We start from the raw sequence: 17,361 nt of genomic DNA on the forward strand, positions 1-17,361 counted from the left end.
TAGGGGCAGACCCCCGTTGGCGCCTCGAGGCTGACCGCCCGGTGCGCTGTCGCTGCCCCTATTCCCTCGGCACCGCCCGCGTACGTCGTGTCGTCGCCGCGGGGCCGCTATATCGCCAGGTAGGCCCAGACGGCGCGGCCCGCGCCCCCCTGGTTCGGCCTGACCCCCCAGGCCTCCGACATGGCCTCCACCAGCATCAGCCCGCGGCCGCCCTCCTGGTCCGCGCTCACCGACCGGGCCTCGGGCACCGTGCGCGCACAGCCCTGGTCGGCCACCTCCAGCCGCAGGCGGGTGCCTATGAGCTGGAGTGAGCAGCGGACGTCCTCGCTGGAGGTGTGGCGCACCGCGTTGGTGAAGAGCTCGGAGACGATCAATTCCGCGCTGTCCCGGGTGTCCTGGTCGATGCCCCATGAGCCCAGCCGCCGGACGACATGCCTTCTCGCCTCGGCGACGGACGTGCTCAGCGCCGGCAGACGAAACACGTCGTGGCGGGGCGGAGCGACCACGGTGCCGCCGCGCCCTAACCGGAGAGCCTCATAGGAAGGAGCCACGCCGACACTATGCTCTGTCACGCTCGCGTATGGCAAGGTTCAATCTGTAAATTACAGAATCGCAAGCGCAGGCTGTTCGGAATGCTGAGCCCATGCCAGACTGCTGTGTCGTGAAGGTACTTGGAGGGGGACGGTAGTGGCGGATGCGCGGGCGGGCGGAGCCCCGACCGTCCTGCGAGTCGTGCTCGGAAAACGGCTCCAGGACCTTCGGGAGAAGGCCGGGCTGTCATTCGAACAGGCCGGGCGCGCCCTGGACGTCACCCATGCCACGATCCGGCGGATGGAGAAGGCCGAGGTCGGCCTGAAGCTCCCGTACGTCGAGAAGCTGCTGCGGACGTACGGCGTCACCGACCCCGAGGAGGTCGAGGGGTTCCTCTCCCTCGCGCGCGAGGCCAACAAGGCCGGCTGGTGGCACCGGTTCCGCGACGTCCTGCCGGAGTGGTTCAACACCTTCGTCAGCCTGGAGGTCGAGGCCAATCTGATCCGGGCCTACGAGCCGCACTACATCCCAGGGCTGCTCCAGACCGAGGGCTACGCCCGCGCGGTGCTCCGCGCGGGCATGCCGCACGCGCCCGAATCGGAGATCGAGCGCAACGTGGCCCTCCGCATGGAGCGCCAGGCGCTGCTCGCCCGGGACAACCCGCCGATGCTGTGGGTGGTCATGGACGAGACGGTGGTGCGCCGCCCCATCGGCGGCGCCGAGACCATGCGTGCCCAGATCACCCGGCTCATCGAGGAGGCCGAGGCGCCTCATATCCGCTTGCAGATCATGCCGTTCGACGCCGGTCCGCACCCGGCGATGTACGGACCCTTCCATATCTTCCGGTTCCCGATCCCGGAGCTGCCCGATATCGCGTACACGGAGACGCTCGTCAGCGGCTCCTACTTCGACCAGCGCGATGACGTATCGGCGTTCCTGGAGGCCCTGGACCGGATGTGCGCGCAGGCCGCGCCTGCACAGACGACTCAGGCGATTCTGAGTCGCATTCGCAAGGAGATCTGAACGATGGATCGCATATGCGGGAACCGCGTCTACAGCGGCATGCCGGCAAGGGACCTCGGCAGCGAGGGCTGGCACAAGCCATGGAGCGGTGGCAACGGGGGAAGCTGCGTCGAGGCGATGAGACTGACGGACGGACGGGTGGCGCTGCGCCAGTCGACCGACCCGGACGGACCGGCCCTGATCTACACCCATCTGGAGATGAAACGCTTCATCCAGAGTGCGAAGGCCGGGGAAGCGGACTTTTTGTTTCTGTGACGTCCTCCGGGACGTCCGGTTCTGTGACGCTCATCGTGACCAGGGGGATCGAGGGGGAAACAGTGTGACCGACCGACCATGAAGCGACCGGCGGGGGCGGCGCCGGGACGCGTTCCAGCACACCGCCCGCGAACACGTCGTACAGCGGAAGCGACTCCAGGTGCACATAGCCGATGTGGCAGTCGCAGACGGCCAGCGGGCACCGGCGGGGCCGTAGCGCCGCGCGGTACGACCCGTCGTAGAGATTGCCCAGTTCCGTAGGGACGAAATGGCAGCGGCGCACCGTGCCGTCGCCGTCCACCGAGATTACCGAGGCGCCGGTCCGGCATGGCAGACCGGCGCTTCGGTGCGGATGGCGGCTGTAGCCGAAGAGCGGGTCAAGCGCGGTCCACTCGGCCGCCTCGGCGTCGGTGTAGACATGGCCCTCGGCCGCGTTCACCCACAGATACACCTGCTCGGGCAGGTCGGCGCGCAGCTCGCGGGCCCGGTCCAGATGGGCGGGCAGCCCCACGATGCCGACGCTGTGGCGCACCCCGCGCGCGGCCAGCTCCCGGCACTTGGCGAGGAACCGGTCGTACGGGGTCTGGTCCGGGTGGTAGGTGCACCACAGGGCGAGGGTGGCGGGGTCCGCCTCGGCCGTCCAGCCGGTACGGCAGCTCAGATTGGTCTGGATGGCCACCCGCTGGACGTGCGGCAGATGGCTGAGCTCGATGAGCGCCCGGCGGTACCAGGAGCGCACCAGCCCCTCGCCCCACGGGGTGAACAGCACCGACAGCCGGTCGCCGGTCTGCTCCGCCGCCCAGGCCGTGAACCGCTCCAGCGCGGCGCGGTCGGCGCGCAGCCGCTCCGGGCTGTCCCGGCGCTTGGCGAACGGGCAGTACGGACAGTCGTAGTCGCACGAGGCGAGCGGTCCCCGGTACAGAATGGTCAAGTCCACGCCCACAGCCCTCACTTCAGGTCGTACGCGGCCATGGCGGCGCGTACGGCGGGCGAGAACAGCTCGGGGCCCAGCGCGTCGGAGTGCGCCAGCCCCTCGGGGGACAGCCGCAGCCGTCCCGGGGCCGCGTCCGGGTCCAGCCAGCCGCGGTCCGAGAACCGGGCCAGCTCGGCGGGGAAGTCCTCGGCCGGATCGGTGCCGAACCGGGCCCGGTACTCCGCCGTCTCCATCCCCTCGGCCTGGAGGACGGACTGGAGCAGATGGCGCCGGCGGGCCTCGTCGCCCGTCATCCACCGGCCGTGCTCGGCGCGGGCGAAGTCGGCCGCGGGCCGGGAGACATAGCCGTCGACGATGCCGCGTATCTCCCGCATGTCGACCGCGTAGTCGAACGAGTAGTGCAGGGCGGAGGTGTAGGAGCGGGCGCCGCAGCCGAGGCCGACCATGCCGTCCGTCTGGCAGGCGTGGTCCTCCCCGCCGGTGGCGGGCGCGCCCGGGGCGCGGAACATCCGCATCGAGACCTGCTCATAGCCATGGGCGAGCAGATGGTCGCGGCCCGCGCGGTACAGCCGCAGCCGCCGCTCGTCCCACTCCGCGTCCCACTCCGCCTCTGGTTCCCCGGCCCCCTTACGGCCGAGCCCGGTCAACGGGCGGACGTAGAGGGGATAGAGATACAGCTCCTCCGGGCGCCAGGCCAGGGCGGCGTCCAGGGAATGGCGCCAGCTGTCCTCGGTCTGACCGTCGATGCCGTAGATCAGATCGATGTTGAGCACCGGGATGCCCGCGTCCCGGATCCGGCCCAGCGCCGCCTCGACATCGGCCCGGCGCTGCGGTCGCACCGCCGAGCGCGCCTCCGCGTCGACGAAGCTCTGCACCCCCAGGCTCAGCCGGGTGGTGCCGCGCCCGGCCAGCACCGCCAGCCGGTCGGCCGTGGCGGTGGCCGGCGACGCCTCCACCGAGAGCGGCACCGCGGCCAGATCCGCGCCCATCCCCTTCTCGGCGATGTCGCAGAGCCGCTCCAGCTCGGCCGCCTCCAGGAACGTCGGGGTGCCGCCGCCGAACGCCGCGGCGGCGAACCGGGCGTCCTCGCCGAGCGCCTCGCGCACCGCCCCGGCCTGCCGCTCCAGCGCGTCCAGATAGGCGGTCACCAGCCCCTCGGGGGCGCCGATCCGGGTGAAGAGGTTGCAGAAGCCGCAGCGCACCTCGCAGAAGGGGATGTGCAGATAGAGCGACAGCGCGTCCTTCGGCTCGGCCGCCCACAGCTCGCGCAGCGCGGGGCGCTCCACGAGCGGCCGGTAGGCGGTCTTGTGCGGATAGGCGTAGACGTACGACTGGTAGGGGCGGACGGTGGAGCCGAGCGTGCTGATGTTCATCGGGCCTCGAGGAAGAAGTGGGTGTACGGCACGGTCCAGACGACCTCATGGCCGAGCCGGTGGCCGGTGTAGCCGTCGTCGCCGTACGCGGTGCCGTGGTCGGAGCAGACGATCGCGAAGGCGGGACCGCGGCGGCTCAGGGCGGCCAGCAGCCGGTCGACATGGCGGTCGACGTACTCCAGGGCGGCGGCGTGGGTGGCGCGGGTGTCGCCCGCCTCGCGGGTGGCGCCGGGCAGATGGAACCAGTTGGGCTGGTGCAGCGCCGAGACGTTGACGAAGAGGAACAGCTGGCGGCCGGGGTCCAGACCGGCGATCACCTTCTCGGCGCGGTCGATCTGCGCCTCGAAGGAGGTGGGGGAGGTGACGCCGAACTCCGGCTCCCAGTGGCTCTCCTGGAAGTAGCCGGGCAGCACCGAGCCCAGCGGCCCCCGCTGGTTGAAGAAGCCGACCCCGCCGACGCACACCGTGTGGTAGCCGGCCGCCGCGAGTCCCGACACCAGATCGGGGGTCTCGAAGACATAGGTGCCCGCCGCGGTGGTCTCGCTGCCCGCGAAGCGGGCCGCGAACAGCCGGCGATGCGGTCCGGGGGCCGCCGGGGTCGGCAGGAATCCGGCGAACATCGCCTGGTGGGAGGCGTAGGTGAAGCTGCCGGGGGCATGCCGCTCGTCCCAGACTCCGCCCGGCATCCGGGCACTGAGGTGCGGGGTCCGTCCGGCGGCCGCCAGCTCGGCCGCCACATCGTGGCGCAGCGTGTCGAGGGTGAGCAGCAACAGATCGTGGCTGCCCACCACCTCGTTCATATCGGGCTCAGACAACGGCATCGGGGCGGGCCTCCTTCCCGGTCCGGAGCACGGCGGCGACCTGGGCCGCATAGGTGTCAAGACCCTCCGCGCCACTGCCGGGCAGACCGGTCAGCCGGGGCAGCAGATCGCCGAAGGCGTTGATCTCGCCGACGGCGAACCGCCGCCACCCCGGGCCGGGCAGCAGATCCACCCCGACGCACAGGGTGCGCGGAAAGCGCTCCGCCGCCCGCTCCGCGGTGCCCAGCACCTCGCTCCACGCCACTCCGGCCGCCTCCGCCGCCGCGCGGGCGGCGGCCAGATCGCCGCGCACCCCGCCGAGATGGAGATTGGTCATGGGGGAGCGGCTGGTGCGCACCACGGCATGGGTGGCCCGGCCGCCCACCACCACGACCCGCAGATCGGCCACCCGCTTGTCCTGGGTGGCCTTGGGCAGCCAGCGCTCGATGTGCAGCCCGTCCGGCGCCAGGGTGTCGACGATGGCGGCGATCTCCGCCTCGCTGTCGTACCGCCGCACCCGCAGCGAGTTGAACAGCCGGCCGTCCTCCGTGCGCTCCACGGAGGTGGTGGCCCGCACCCGGCCGGGGCCCGCCGTCTCCACGGCGAGCACCCCGGACGCGGACGAGCCATGGGCCAGTTTCACGAAGGCGCGCCGCAGCCCCGAGGTGCCGAGCGCGGCCCGCACATCGTCCCAGCCGCGCACCGGCGGCGCCTGCGGCCCGGAGGTCGGCGAGGGCGGGACCGGGACGCCCGCGCCGTCCAGCACCCCGTGGCACAGCCGCTTGTCGAACAGGACGGCCAGCTCGCCCGGGTCGTTCAGCAGCGTGGCCCCGGCCGTGCGCGCCGCCGCCGCGACACCCTGGACGGCCTCGGTGAACCGCGCGTACCAGCGGCCGGTGCCCTCGACCCGGGTGGGGTCGCAGGCGCCGCGCAGCAGCCACTCCACCTCCTCGTCCTCGCCGGGTGAGTCGATCCGTACGGTCTCGGCGGGCTCGAACGCGGCGCCGTCGGTCAGTACGTCGCGCCAGGCCAGCACCCGGGGCGCGGGCAGCCCGGCGGCCACCGCGGCGGCGGTGAACATCTCCACCCGGCGGCCGTCCGGATTGCCGACCACGGCGAAGCGCGTCTCATTCATGGACGGGAGCCTCCCGGTCGCGTACTCGGTGGGGCATGGGCATCACTCGGCGACGGCGGTGTAGCGGAACACCTCGTCGTCGTACTCGTCCTCGTCGCCCTTCTCGGCCATCACGACCTCCACCCCGGACGGCTCCAGGGCCTTGCGCAGCCGCTCCTCCATGGGTGCGGAGAAGTAGTTGTGGTCCAGGTCGAGCCATTTCAGGTGGGTGAGCGGCTGGCCGTCGAGCAGCGCGGCCGCTCCCTCGTCGGTGAGCACGCCCATGGACAGGTCGAGGCATTCGAGCTGGGCGACCACGGGGGCCGCCGCCAGGGCGACCGCGACCTCGTCCTGGATCTCGCTGTTCTGGACGCCCAGGTGGCGCAGCGCGGGGAACCGGCCGCCGCTCAGGATCGGGGCCAGGTCGGCGACGGTGGCGTTGCCCCCGTACTCCTCCACGCCGAGCCACATCTCCAGGCGCTCGAGCGCCGGAAGGTCGCTGGCGGCGACCCCGCGCACCACCTCCCCGGGCAGCCCGCCGGTCTCGAAGCGGAGCGTACGCAGGTGGGCATGGGTGACGGCGGGGAACGACAGCCCGTTCCCACCGCGGACGCCCAGTTCGCGCAGGGTGGGGTAGGCATGGAGGACCGGTGTCACATCGGACTGCTCGATCCAGGAGATCTCCGACTCCTCCGCGGTGATGTCGCCGATGAAGACCGCCTCCAGCGAGGTCAGCCGGTCCTTGGCCATGAGGAGCTGCTCGATGGCGTCGTCGGCGTCGCCTTCGTAGGTCTCGCCCCACTGGCCGATGATCAGCGCGCGCACCCCGGAGGGGTCCACCACGCTCAGGAAGCGCTGGAAACGCCCGCCGAAGTCCTCGTCCGACTCGTCGGCGTAGGGGTTGTAGGAGATCCGCCAGGCGACGGCGCCCGGCTCGGGCAGCTCGGCCGCCTCGTCGGGCAGCGGGAAGTCGAAGGCCGGAAGGCCGTGCAGTTCGTTCAGGTGGTCGACCGACATGGACGGTATCTCCTGATGTGTTCGCGTGGGCGTGCCTGATTCCGAATGGCGTGCGAAGAGTTGTACCAAGCGCCACCGACAACCGCTCCGGCGGGCGTTGGCGCGGGACGCTCCACGGTGCCGCTGCCGGACGGCGTTGTCGGTGCCGCCCCCTAACGTCATGACCATCGACCGGCCCCCGTGGTGCGCGGTGGGTCCAACAGGGCTGCGGTGAAAGGGAATTGGCATGTACCGACAGGGCGACGTCCTGATCGTTCCGGTGGCCGCGGAGGCGCTGCCGCGGGGCATCGACGCGCTGCCGCGGCAGCCGAGGGACGGGCGGGGCCGGCTGGTGCTGGCGCTCGGCGAGGTGACCGGGCACGCCCATGCGGTGGTCGGGCCGGGCACGCTGGTGCGCGAGTCGGGCCCGTTCGGCGTCTCGTACCTCCATCTCCCCGACGGCGGGCGGGTGGTGCACGAGGAGCACGCGGCGATACCACTGCCCAAGGGCTGGTACCGGGTGGTGCGCCAGCGGGAGTACGTGCCGGGCGCCGTGCGCGTCGTGGCGGACTGAGAGCCGGGGGAGCGGAGCGATGACGACGGCGACGGCGAATGTGATGGCGACAGCGGTGGAGAACGGCATGATTGGTGTGGACACGCTCGCGGACGAGAACCGGGCGGCGCACTGGCGCGCGGTCGCCGCGGCCACCGGTCCGGCCGACCGGGAGGCGGCCGAGGCGGGCCTCCGCCGCGCCTATGAGCAGGCCGGGCTCACCGCGCCCGAGCGGATCGTGTGGGCCGGTTCCCCGCTGGCCGCCACGGCGGCGGTGCTGCTGCTGACCGGGCAGGAGGAGCGGCTGCCCCGGGAGGCCGCCGAGCGGGCGGCGGACATGCTGCGGGCGGCCGGGGTCGAGCCGGTCGCGGGCGGCGTGGGCGGATCGGTGCGGGAGGCCGTGCGCACCCATCCGTGGGCGCGCGCCAGGCAGCGGCTCCATGACGCCCTGGGCCCGGTCGGCTGGGCCGGGCGGTGGGCGCTCGCGGCGGCGCCGCTGTGGGAGGTCACCCGCGCCCTCACCGAGCGGGTCCGCACCGGGGTCGTCGAGGCCCTGGCGCCGGACCCGGACTCGGACCAGGGCACGGCCGTGCGGCTCGCCCTGCTGGACGCGGTGCTGGGGCAGCATGACGCGCCCTGGCTGGCCGCCGTGGCGGACGGGGCGGAGTCCGGCCCGCTGGCCGGCCTCGCCGAGGTCGCCCGCGCCGCCGGCTGGTGGTGGCCGTACGAGAAGGCCGTGATCGTGGCGGAGCGCCCGGTCGAGCTGCACCGCGACGAGGCGGGCCGTCTCGACCGCGGCGACGGCCCCGCGCTCGCCTTTCCCGACGGCTTCGCGCTGTACGCCTGGCGGGGCATGCCGGTGCCCCCGGCCTTCCTCCAGCAGCTCGGCGAGCTGACCCCGGACCGCATCCGCGAGGAGGAGAACGCGGAGCTGCGCCGGGTGATGCTGGAGCACTACGGCTATGAGCGCTATCTGGACGAGTCCGGGGCGCGGCCGGTGCACCGCGACGAGACCGGGATCCTGTGGCGCATCGAGCTGGACGGGGACGAGCCGGTGGCGATGGTGGAGGTGGTCAACTCCACGCCGGAGCCGGACGGCACCCACCGCACGTACTGGCTGCGCGTGCCGCCCCGGGTCAGGACCGCACGCGAGGGGGTCGCCTGGACCTTCGGGGTGGACGCCGACACCTACCGTCCCGAGCGCGAGACCTGATCTCGGGTCAGATCGCCTTCGTACGCCCGGAATTGCTCCAGGGGCGGTCCAATTGCTCATCTCGGCACCAAAGGTTTGGTCTATACCTTGACTGGTATAGACCAAACCGCTTGAGTGTTCCTCGAAGTTCCAGGGCCCCCCACACGAAGGAGATCGGCCCCATGTGGAGACGACGTGTTCTGGCGCCGCTCGCGGCGACCGCGGCGGTGTGTGCGAGTGTGCTTGTCATGCCCATGGCCTCAGCCTCGGCCTCGACGGCGGGAACGACCGCCCAGGCGGCCTGCGACTACCCGAACTGGGTGGCGGGCAGGGCGTACGTCACCGGCGACATCGTTCGGTACACCGACGGCAAGTACTACCGCGCGGAGCACGACAACCCGGGCTATGACCCGGTGATCAGCACCTGGTACTGGGAGCCCTACACCTGCGGCGGCGAGGGCCAGAACCCGAGCGGCTTCGTGGTGAGCGAGGCGCAGTTCAACCAGATGTTCCCGAACCGGAACTCGTTCTACACCTACCAGGGCCTGACCGCCGCCCTGAGCGCCTACCCCGGCTTCGCCAACACCGGCAGCGACACCGTCAAGAAGCAGGAGGCGGCCGCCTTCCTGGCGAACGTCAACCACGAGACCGGCGGCCTGGTCCACATCGTGGAGCAGAACACCTCCAACTACCCGCACTACTGCGACTGGAACCAGCCCTACGGCTGCCCAGCGGGCCAGGCGGCGTACTACGGCCGCGGACCGATCCAGCTCAGCTGGAACTTCAACTACAAGGCCGCGGGCGACGCGCTCGGCATCGATCTGCTCGGCAACCCCTGGCTGGTGGAGCGGGACGCCGCGGTGTCCTGGAAGACCGCCCTGTGGTTCTGGAACACCCAGCGTGGGGCCGGTTCGATGACCCCGCACGACGCCATGGTCAACCAGCGGGGCTTCGGCGAGACCATCCGCGCGATCAACGGCAGCCTGGAGTGCAACGGCGGCAACCCCGGCCAGGTGCAGAGCCGAATAGACGCCTACCAGCGGTTCGTCCAGATACTCGGTACCACCCCCGGCTCCAACCTCAGCTGCTGACCGGCCGACGACAGCCGAATCACCGCTGACCGGCGCCGAGCGGCTGTCCGGTCCGAAGCGAGGAAATTGAGGTGCGCCGCTCCGCCGCCACGCGCCAGCCTGGAGCACATGGCGTGGACGGTGACGTACGACCTCGAGGAGTTCCGGGCCGCGGCGGGTGGCTTCCTGCGCGCCCACCCGGTCCGGAACACCACCCTGCTCACGGTGGTCTCCTCCCTGGCGGCGGCGGGCAGCGGCAGATACGGCGCCGATCCGCCGGTCTACGGCTGGTGGGCCGGGGAGGAGAAGGGCCCGGCGGAGGGCGCGTTCCTGTGCACCCCGCCCTACCCCCCGCTGCTCTCCCCCCTCTCCGGTGAGGCGGCCCGGTCCCTCGCCCGCACCCTCGCCCGGGACGGCGAGCTGAAGGTCACCGGAGTGAACGCGGGGCGCGAGACCGCCGAGACCTTCGCCTCCGCCTGGCAGGACTTCACCGGTGCGGTGAGCACCGTCGGGCAGACCCACCGGCTCTATCGACTCGACGCCCTCACCCCGCCCGATCCGGCCCCACCGGGGCGGCCCCGGACCGCCACCACCGCCGACCGGGACCTGCTGATCACCTGGTGCGAGGGGTTCGCCCGCGAGACCGACGCGGTGAGGGGCGATGTCACCGCGCAGGTGGACGACAAGCTCGGCCATGACGGGATCACGGTGTGGGAGCTTGACGGCCGGCCGGTGGCCTGCGCCGGGATCAGCCGTACGGTCGCCGACATGGCCCGGGTCGCCCTGGTCTACACCCCGCCCGAGCTGCGCGGACGCGGCTACGCGGGCGCCGCCACGGCCGCCGTGAGCGGGGCCGCGCGGGCCGCCGGGGTGAGGGAACTCCTGCTCTTCACCGATCTCGACAACCCCACCAGCAACGCCCTCTACCAGCGTCTCGGCTACCGCCCGGTGGAGGACCATCTGGTGCTGTCCTTCTCCGCCTCCGCGGAACAAGGTCACCCCTCGTAAGAGTTGTGTCATTGCAGCCCAACGGCACCGCGCGTTGGAGCGCTCCCGCCCTCTCACCCTGGAGGACCCGTGACCGGCTCCCATCCGACACGTTCCCGGCTCACCGCCGCCCTGCGCCCCGCCGCCTTCGGAGCTGATCCCAGCGGGGAGCGGATGGAGCGCATCCGGCGGTCGCCGAACTTCGCCAACGGTGTGTTCGTCAACCCGGTGGGGGCCCGCACCGCCCCGTCCGGCTCGATGCTGAAGTTCGCGTCCACCTACTTCCGCAAGGAGGAGCGGGTGCGCCGGGCCCCGGCCGGGACCGTGCCGGTGCACCCCACCACCGTCGCCGATCTGGCCACCCCGCCCGCGTCCGGGCTGCGGCTGACCTGGATGGGGCACTCCAGTGTGCTCGCGGAGATCGACGGACGGCGGGTGCTGTTCGACCCGGTCTGGGGACAGCGCTGTTCGCCCTTCTCGATGGTGGGGCCCAAGCGGTTGCACCCGGTTCCGGTGCCGCTGCGGGAGCTGGGGCCGGTGGACGCGGTGGTCATCTCCCATGACCACTACGACCATCTGGACATGCCCACGATCCGGGCGCTGGTGCGGAGCCACGCGATGTTCGTCGTCCCGCTCGGGGTGGGGGCCCATCTGGAGCGCTGGGGCGTCCCGGCCGAGCGGATGACCGAGCTGGACTGGCACGAGTCCACCGAGGTCGCCGGGGTCACGCTCACCGCCACCCCGGCCCGCCACTTCTGCGGTCGCGGGCTGCGCAACACCCAGCACACCCTGTGGGCCTCCTGGGTGGTGGCCTGCTCAGGGCGCCGGATCTACCACAGCGGGGACACCGGCTACTTCTCCGGCTTCGCGGAGATCGGCGCGGCGTACGGCCCGTTCGACGCGACCATGATCCAGATCGGTGCCTACTCCGATTACTGGCCCGACATCCACATGACCCCCGAGGAGGGCATGCGGGCCCATCTCGACCTCCAGGGCGGGGACCCGGCGCGGGGGATCATGCTGCCGATCCACTGGGGCACCTTCAACCTCGCCCCGCATCCGTGGGAGGAGCCCGCCGAGGGCACGGTGCGGGCGGCGAAGGAGGCCGGGGCGACCGTGGCCGCGCCGCGTCCCGGCCAGCCGTTCGAGCCGGAGCGCGGGCTGCCGCTGGAGCCGTGGTGGCGGGCGATCGCGGCACGGCCGGTGACCGAGGTGCCGGCCGCGGCCGAGGGCGCGGCCGAGCCGGCCATTCCCGCCGGACCGTCCGGCGCCGGGGCTTCGGGGGCGGCCGGAAAGCGTCCCGGGGCGACCGGCGGCGCGGATCCCGCGATGCCCATCCCCCAGTCGTAGCACGGGGGTTGGCGCCGCCCTCCCGGGGCGGTACGGCACGGCTCGCTTCTTTGTCGAATGGCGCTGAATGGCGTCGAAACCCTTGTGGTGGACACGACGCGCTCGCTTGAATGGTTAGGAAAGGTTCCTAACGGATCGCCTCAGGGTCCGGGGCTGCCCCGGCGCGCCCTGGGGCGGCCGTGCGCACTTCCCCCACAGTCGACAAGGAACGGAGTCCCCATGTCCCCCATGCCCAGGAGGATCGGCCTCGCGGCCGTGGCCGTCACGGTACCGGCCGCGCTCGTCTTCACCGGCGTCGGAGTCGGGCAGGCGTCCGACCACCTGCCGTCCTCGTCGGACGCGCGCCACACCCACTCGGCGCACAAGGCCGCGGCGGCGAGCAACCTGGACGACCCGGCGAAGAAGGAGATCGCCATGAAGCTGGTCTCCAGCGCCGAGAACTCCTCGCTCGACTGGCGCGCCCAGTTCAAGTACATCGAGGACATAGGCGACGGCCGCGGCTACACCGCGGGCATCATCGGATTCTGCTCCGGCACCGGCGACATGCTGGAACTCGTCGAGTACTACACCCAGCAGAAGCCCGGCAACGTCCTGGCCAAGTACCTCCCCGCGCTGCGCGACGTCGACGGCACCGACTCCCATGACGGCCTCGACCCGAACTTCACCAAGGACTGGAAGAAGGCCGCCGGCGACAAGGCGTTCCAGGACGCCCAGGAGCACGAGCGCGACCGCGTCTACTTCAACCCGGCCGTCAAGCAGGGCAAGGGCGACGGCCTGGGCGCGCTCGGCCAGTTCATCTACTACGACGCGATCGTGATGCACGGCCCCGGTGACAGCAAGTACAGCTTCGGTGGCATCCGTAAGACCGCCCTGTCCAAGGCCAAGACCCCGGCGCAGGGCGGCAATGAGACCACCTACCTCAACGCCTTCCTCGACGCCCGTAAGGAGGCCATGAAGAGCGAGGAGGCGCACAGCGACACCAGCCGGGTCGACACCGAGCAGCGGAAGTTCCTCAACGAGAAGAACTTCGACCTGACGCCCCCGTTGAAGTGGAAGGTCTACGGCGACCCGTACGAGATCAACTCCTGACCGCCGCGCCGGTCCCCGCTTGCTAAGCGGGACACTGTCCCATATCTTCAATCGGGACAGTGTCCCGTTTATTTGGCGTGGGGATGGAGTACGGCTATGTCGACATATCTGCTGGTGCACGGTGCCTGGCACAGCGGGCGGTGCTGGGAGCGGGTGGTCCCGCTGCTGACGGCGGCCGGGCATCGGGTGCTGGCGCCGACGCTGACCGGCTACGGCGAGACGGCGCATCTGGCGGGCCCGGAGGTGGGGCTGGATACGCATGTCGACGACATCGTCGGGCTGATCACCGAGGAAGACCTCACCGATGTGGTGCTCGTCGGGCACAGCTACGCCGGACTGGTCATATCGTCCGCGGCCAACCGGGTCCCGGAGCGGATCGGGCATCTGGTCTATCTCGACGCGATGGTCCCGGAGCACGGCGAGAGCGCGGCGGATGTCATGCCCTTCACCCAGGCCATGATCGACCATGCCCTGACGTCCGAGAGCGGCTGGCGGATTCCGCCCATGGCCGGAATGGAGCCGTCCTGGGGCCTGTTCGGGGTCACCGAACCGGCGGATGTGGAGTGGCTGCGGTCGATGCTGTCGGATCAGCCGGTGCGCTGCCTCCAGCAACCGGTCCGGCTGGACAACCCGGCCGTGAACGCGATCCCGCGGACGCATATCCACTGCGTCGCCAATGTGCCGGAGGGCTTCACCCGGCGGCCCGTCCCCGCGATCCAGCCCAACGGCACCCCGGCACAGGTGTGGGAGCTGGAGACCGGCCACGACTGCATGATCACCATGCCCGCCGAACTGACCGAACTGCTGCTCAAGCTCGGCTGAGCCAGTCCCCTCTCGGCTCCTCAGCCCGACGCCGCCTCCACTAGGGCGCGCATGACCCGTACGTCGTCGCCCGCCTCCGGATGCCACTGGACGCCCAGCACGAACGCCTCCGCGTCCGGCAGCTCCACCGCCTCCACCGTTCCGTCGTCCGTCGCGTGGGCCGAGGGGGTCAGGCCCTTGCCCAGGCGGGCCACGGACTGGTGGTGGAAGGTGGGGACGGAGACCGGCTCCGGGAGGATCCCGCCGAGGAGCGTGCCCGGGACCGGCTTCACCTCGTGGTGGTCGAAGACGCCGGGCGGGCCCACATGGCCGTCCAGGTGCTGGACGAGGGTGCCGCCCAGTGAGACGTTCAGGAGCTGGTGGCCCCGGCAGATGCCCAGCAGGGGAGTGCCCGCCGCCAGGGCCGCCTCGATCAGGGCCAGCTCCCAGGCGTCCCGCTCCCGCGCGGGCGGCCCGGTGCGCGGCTCCACCTCGGCCCCGTACCGCACCGGTTCCACATCCGGGCCGCCGGAGATGACGAGCCCGTCGAGGCGGGAGACGACGGACGCGGCGGCGTCCGGGTCCTCGTCCGGCGGCAGCATCGCCGCGAGGCCGCCCGCGCGCTGGACGAGCAGGTGGTAGCCCGAGGGCAGCAGCGCGGCGGGGAGGTTCCACACGCCCCAGCTCGCCGAGGGTTCGAGATAGGTGCTGACGCCGATCAGGGGCTTGGACACCGGGGACTCCGATCTACGTGGATCTGCTTGGGCGCGGGACGGCTTTTGGCCGGGGACCGCTCTCCGCCGCGGGACGGTTCCCGGCCGTGGGACGGTTCTCCGTCGCGGGAACGGTCTCAGTCGCGGGACAGTTCCGCCTCTGCCTCCGCCAGCGCCGCGAACTCCTCCTCCGGCGCGGCCGCGACCAGGCGGTGGCGGCTGTAGAAGGCGAAGTAGGCCAGTGCCACCGCGTAGACACCGAGCGCGATGAAGGCCGCGTCCTTGTCCACCAGGAAGGTGGCCACCAGCGCGGAGCAGGCCAGGACGAAGGCGAGGGACGACGTCACCGTGCCGCCGGGGGTGCGGTAGGGACGCTCCAGGTCCGGTTCGCGGCGGCGCAGGACGATGTGGGAGAGCGACATCAGGGCGTACGAGATGGTGGCGCCGAAGACCGCGGTGTTGAGCATCCGGGCGCCGTCGCCGGTCCACGCCGCGAGCGTGAAGCCGATGGCGCCCGGGACCAGCAGGCCCAGGAAGGGGGCCTTGCGGCTGCTGGTCAGCGAGAGGAAGCGGGGCAGATAGCCGGCCCGGGAGAGCGCGAACAGCTGGCGCGAACCGGCGAAGATCAGCGAGAAGAAGGAGGCCACGAGCCCGGCGAGGCCCGCGTAGTTGACGATGCGGGACAGCACGGTGGCCTTGCCGTCCGGCTGGAGCGCCTCGACCAGCGGGTTGCCCGCGTCCTGTACGGCGCTCGGGCCGCGCGCCCCCGTCGCCGCGAGGAAGGTGAGCAGGGCGAGGAGCAGCAGGATGCCCATGGACCAGGCCATGGCCTTCGGCAGCGTACGGGCCGGGTCCCTGGTCTCCTCCGCCGCCAGCGGCACCCCCTCCACCCCCAGGAAGAACCACATGCCGAAGGGGAACGCCGACCAGATCCCGAGCAGCCCGAACGGCAGCCAGGAGCTCGATCCGAAGGAGGAGTGGTCCGCCGGGATGTCGTTGAGCGAGCCCGCGTCGAAGTCGGTGAGTGCGCCCACGGCGAAGACCAGCAGCGCGGCGACGGCGATGGCGGTCACGACCAGGCTGAACCGCAGGGCCTCGCCCACGCCCCACAGATGGATGCCGATGAAGATGACGAAACACGCCAGATAGACCGGCCATCCGGACTCCAGGCCGAAGAGCCCGAGCGACTCGACGTAGTCGCCGATGAAGATGGAGATGGCGGCGGGCGCCAGGACGTACTCGATGAGGATCGCCGTGCCGGTGAGGAAGCCGCCCCAGGGGCCGAGGGCGCGCCGCGCGAAGCCGTAGCCGCCGCCCGCGGTGGGGAGGATCGCGGCCAGCTCCGCCAGGGCGAACACCATGCAGGCGTACATCAGGCCCATCAGCAGGGCGGCGATGGCGAGACCGCCGAAGCCGCCCTCCGCCAGGCCGAAGTTCCAGCCCGAGAAGTCGCCGGAGACGACGTAGGCGACGCCGAGGCCGGTCAGCAGCAGCGGGCCCGCGCTGCCGCGCCGCAGGGTGCGGCGCTCCAGATACGCGTCCTCGGGGGACGGCGCCGGGCCGCCGCCCGGTGGGGCGCCGCCACCGGAGGCGCCGGCGGATTCGGTGCGGGCGGATTCGGTACCGTCGGCCATGGGGGACACTCCTGCTCCACACGAGGGGGCGATGGCAAAGGTGTGGGGCCATACCTTTGCCGTCCGGTCGGCGATGCGCAAGACCTCTGCGTAAAACCGTGGTGAAGAGCCCCCAAGGACCCCCTGGGGCCGGCCGCTCAGACCAGGAAGCCGCGCAGCAGCGCCGCCGTGCCCTCGCAGTGCTCCCGCATCACCTCGCGCGCCCCGTCCGCGTCCCCGTCCAGCACCGCCTCGACCAGTGCCCCGTGCTGGGCCTGGGAGTGTTCGAGGTTCTTGACCAGCAGCGGGATGCAGTCCAGCAGATCGTTGACGGTCGCGCGGACGGCCGCGTACTGGGCGGCGAGCGACGGTGAGCCCGCCAGCTCCGCGAGCGTGAGGTGGAGCATCGTGTCCAGGCGGCGGTAGTCCGCCAGCGGGGCGTCCCGCGTCGCGTCCAGGGCCGCCCGCAGCCGCCGCGCCCGCCCCGCGTCCAGCCCGTGCGCGGCACACAGCCCTGCCGCGCCCACCTCCAGGACCTCGCGGAACCGCAGGGTGTCCTCGACGTCGACCGCCTCCACCCGGCGCCGCAGCTCGTCCTCGCCGCCGCCCTCGACGGGCTCGGGCCTGGCCCGGACGAAGGTGCCGCCGTAGCGGCCGCGGCGGCTCTCCACGAGCCCCTGGTCCTGGAGCACCTTCAGCACCTCGCGCAGGGTCACCCGGCTGATCCGCAGCCGGTCGGCCAGCTCCCGCTCGGCCGGGAGCCGGCCGCCGTCGGGGACCAGCCCCAGCCGCAGCACCTGGAGTATCTGCTCCAGCGCCTCCTCGAAGCCGTTCCCCGCGCGCACCGGGCGCAGCACCGGCGCCAGCCGGTCGTCCGCCGCGCTCCCGCGCCCACTCCCGCTCTCGCTCATCGAACCGTCCGCACCTACTTCCCAACCAATGGTCTGCGGTATTACCTTAAGGCCAC

The 17,361-nt window shown here is 71.9% G+C and carries 18 protein-coding genes; 9 read left to right on the plus strand and 9 right to left on the minus strand.

Annotation, left to right across the window (positions count from 1 at the left end):
• Window positions 1–107 precede the first annotated feature (107 nt).
• Window positions 108–551, minus strand: a complete 444-nt coding sequence (locus ACJX2R_RS39685; protein WP_243146363.1) for an ATP-binding protein — start codon at window positions 549–551, stop codon at window positions 108–110.
• Between the two features lie 136 nt (window positions 552–687).
• Here ACJX2R_RS39685 and ACJX2R_RS39690 point away from each other — a divergent pair, with 136 nt between their 5' ends.
• Window positions 688–1,554: a helix-turn-helix domain-containing protein gene (locus ACJX2R_RS39690; RefSeq protein ID WP_262700829.1), complete on the plus strand. Its 867-nt coding sequence runs from the start codon at window positions 688–690 to the stop codon at window positions 1,552–1,554.
• A 3-nt stretch (window positions 1,555–1,557) separates the two neighbouring features.
• On the plus strand, window positions 1,558–1,809 hold the full coding sequence (locus tag ACJX2R_RS39695; RefSeq protein WP_344317935.1) for a DUF397 domain-containing protein: 252 nt from the start codon (window positions 1,558–1,560) through the stop codon (window positions 1,807–1,809).
• On the opposite strand, the gene ACJX2R_RS39700 is transcribed toward ACJX2R_RS39695, so the two are convergent.
• Genes ACJX2R_RS39700 through ACJX2R_RS39720 form a run of 5 tightly spaced genes read right to left on the minus strand, consistent with a single transcriptional unit; the run spans window position 1,763 to window position 7,047 of the window.
• Window positions 1,763–2,746, minus strand: a complete 984-nt coding sequence (locus ACJX2R_RS39700; protein ID WP_413104024.1) for an STM4011 family radical SAM protein — start codon at window positions 2,744–2,746, stop codon at window positions 1,763–1,765. The two genes, ACJX2R_RS39695 and ACJX2R_RS39700, sit on opposite strands and share 47 nt — an antisense overlap.
• Window positions 2,747–2,757: 11 nt before the next feature.
• Window positions 2,758–4,116, minus strand: coding sequence for an STM4012 family radical SAM protein (locus ACJX2R_RS39705; protein WP_413104025.1), 1,359 nt, complete (start codon window positions 4,114–4,116; stop codon window positions 2,758–2,760).
• On the minus strand, window positions 4,113–4,916 hold the full coding sequence (locus ACJX2R_RS39710; RefSeq protein WP_413106063.1) for an STM4013/SEN3800 family hydrolase: 804 nt from the start codon (window positions 4,914–4,916) through the stop codon (window positions 4,113–4,115). The genes ACJX2R_RS39705 and ACJX2R_RS39710 overlap by 4 nt, the downstream gene beginning before the upstream one ends.
• A gap of 7 nt (window positions 4,917–4,923) precedes the next feature.
• Window positions 4,924–6,051 carry an STM4014 family protein gene (locus ACJX2R_RS39715; protein ID WP_413104026.1) on the minus strand — a complete coding sequence of 376 codons (1,128 nt, stop codon included), beginning with the start codon at window positions 6,049–6,051 and terminating at the stop codon, window positions 4,924–4,926.
• 42 nt (window positions 6,052–6,093) lie between these two features.
• Window positions 6,094–7,047 carry an STM4015 family protein gene (locus tag ACJX2R_RS39720; RefSeq protein WP_413104027.1) on the minus strand — a complete coding sequence of 318 codons (954 nt, stop codon included), beginning with the start codon at window positions 7,045–7,047 and terminating at the stop codon, window positions 6,094–6,096.
• Between the two features lie 226 nt (window positions 7,048–7,273).
• On the opposite strand from ACJX2R_RS39720, the gene ACJX2R_RS39725 reads away from it, so the two are divergent.
• The 7 genes from ACJX2R_RS39725 to ACJX2R_RS39755 all read left to right on the plus strand — a co-directional run bounded on the left by ACJX2R_RS39725 (window position 7,274) and on the right by ACJX2R_RS39755 (window position 14,089).
• Entirely contained in the window at window positions 7,274–7,600 is a 327-nt protein-coding gene (locus ACJX2R_RS39725) for a hypothetical protein (RefSeq protein WP_137980257.1), read from the plus strand.
• A 67-nt stretch (window positions 7,601–7,667) separates the two neighbouring features.
• Complete coding sequence (locus tag ACJX2R_RS39730; RefSeq protein ID WP_413106064.1) at window positions 7,668–8,792, plus strand: DUF6745 domain-containing protein; 1,125 nt, start codon at window positions 7,668–7,670, stop codon at window positions 8,790–8,792.
• A gap of 161 nt (window positions 8,793–8,953) precedes the next feature.
• Window positions 8,954–9,862, plus strand: coding sequence for a glycoside hydrolase family 19 protein (locus ACJX2R_RS39735; protein ID WP_262700831.1), 909 nt, complete (start codon window positions 8,954–8,956; stop codon window positions 9,860–9,862).
• A gap of 108 nt (window positions 9,863–9,970) precedes the next feature.
• Window positions 9,971–10,849, plus strand: a complete 879-nt coding sequence (locus tag ACJX2R_RS39740; RefSeq protein ID WP_413104028.1) for a GNAT family N-acetyltransferase — start codon at window positions 9,971–9,973, stop codon at window positions 10,847–10,849.
• Between the two features lie 69 nt (window positions 10,850–10,918).
• Window positions 10,919–12,178 (plus strand): MBL fold metallo-hydrolase, encoded by a 1,260-nt coding sequence (locus tag ACJX2R_RS39745; protein ID WP_413104029.1) that lies wholly within the window; start codon window positions 10,919–10,921, stop codon window positions 12,176–12,178.
• A gap of 219 nt (window positions 12,179–12,397) precedes the next feature.
• Window positions 12,398–13,267: a chitosanase gene (locus ACJX2R_RS39750; protein ID WP_413104030.1), complete on the plus strand. Its 870-nt coding sequence runs from the start codon at window positions 12,398–12,400 to the stop codon at window positions 13,265–13,267.
• A 96-nt stretch (window positions 13,268–13,363) separates the two neighbouring features.
• Window positions 13,364–14,089, plus strand: a complete 726-nt coding sequence (locus ACJX2R_RS39755; protein ID WP_413104031.1) for an alpha/beta fold hydrolase — start codon at window positions 13,364–13,366, stop codon at window positions 14,087–14,089.
• Window positions 14,090–14,109: 20 nt separating this feature from the next.
• Here the strand turns inward: ACJX2R_RS39755 and ACJX2R_RS39760 are convergent, their stop codons facing one another.
• The 3 genes from ACJX2R_RS39760 to ACJX2R_RS39770 all read right to left on the minus strand — a co-directional run bounded on the left by ACJX2R_RS39760 (window position 14,110) and on the right by ACJX2R_RS39770 (window position 17,305).
• Window positions 14,110–14,802 (minus strand): gamma-glutamyl-gamma-aminobutyrate hydrolase family protein, encoded by a 693-nt coding sequence (locus tag ACJX2R_RS39760; protein WP_413104032.1) that lies wholly within the window; start codon window positions 14,800–14,802, stop codon window positions 14,110–14,112.
• A 116-nt stretch (window positions 14,803–14,918) separates the two neighbouring features.
• The gene (eat, locus tag ACJX2R_RS39765; RefSeq protein WP_262700837.1) at window positions 14,919–16,415 is read right to left on the minus strand and encodes an ethanolamine permease; all 1,497 of its coding nucleotides are present in this window, start codon (window positions 16,413–16,415) and stop codon (window positions 14,919–14,921) included.
• Between the two features lie 137 nt (window positions 16,416–16,552).
• Complete coding sequence (locus ACJX2R_RS39770; protein ID WP_413104033.1) at window positions 16,553–17,305, minus strand: FadR/GntR family transcriptional regulator; 753 nt, start codon at window positions 17,303–17,305, stop codon at window positions 16,553–16,555.
• Between the last annotated feature and the right edge of the window lie 56 nt (window positions 17,306–17,361).

This window comes from Streptomyces sp. Inha503 (genome assembly GCF_047215865.1).
Lineage (GTDB): Bacteria > Actinomycetota > Actinomycetes > Streptomycetales > Streptomycetaceae > Streptomyces > Streptomyces lycopersici.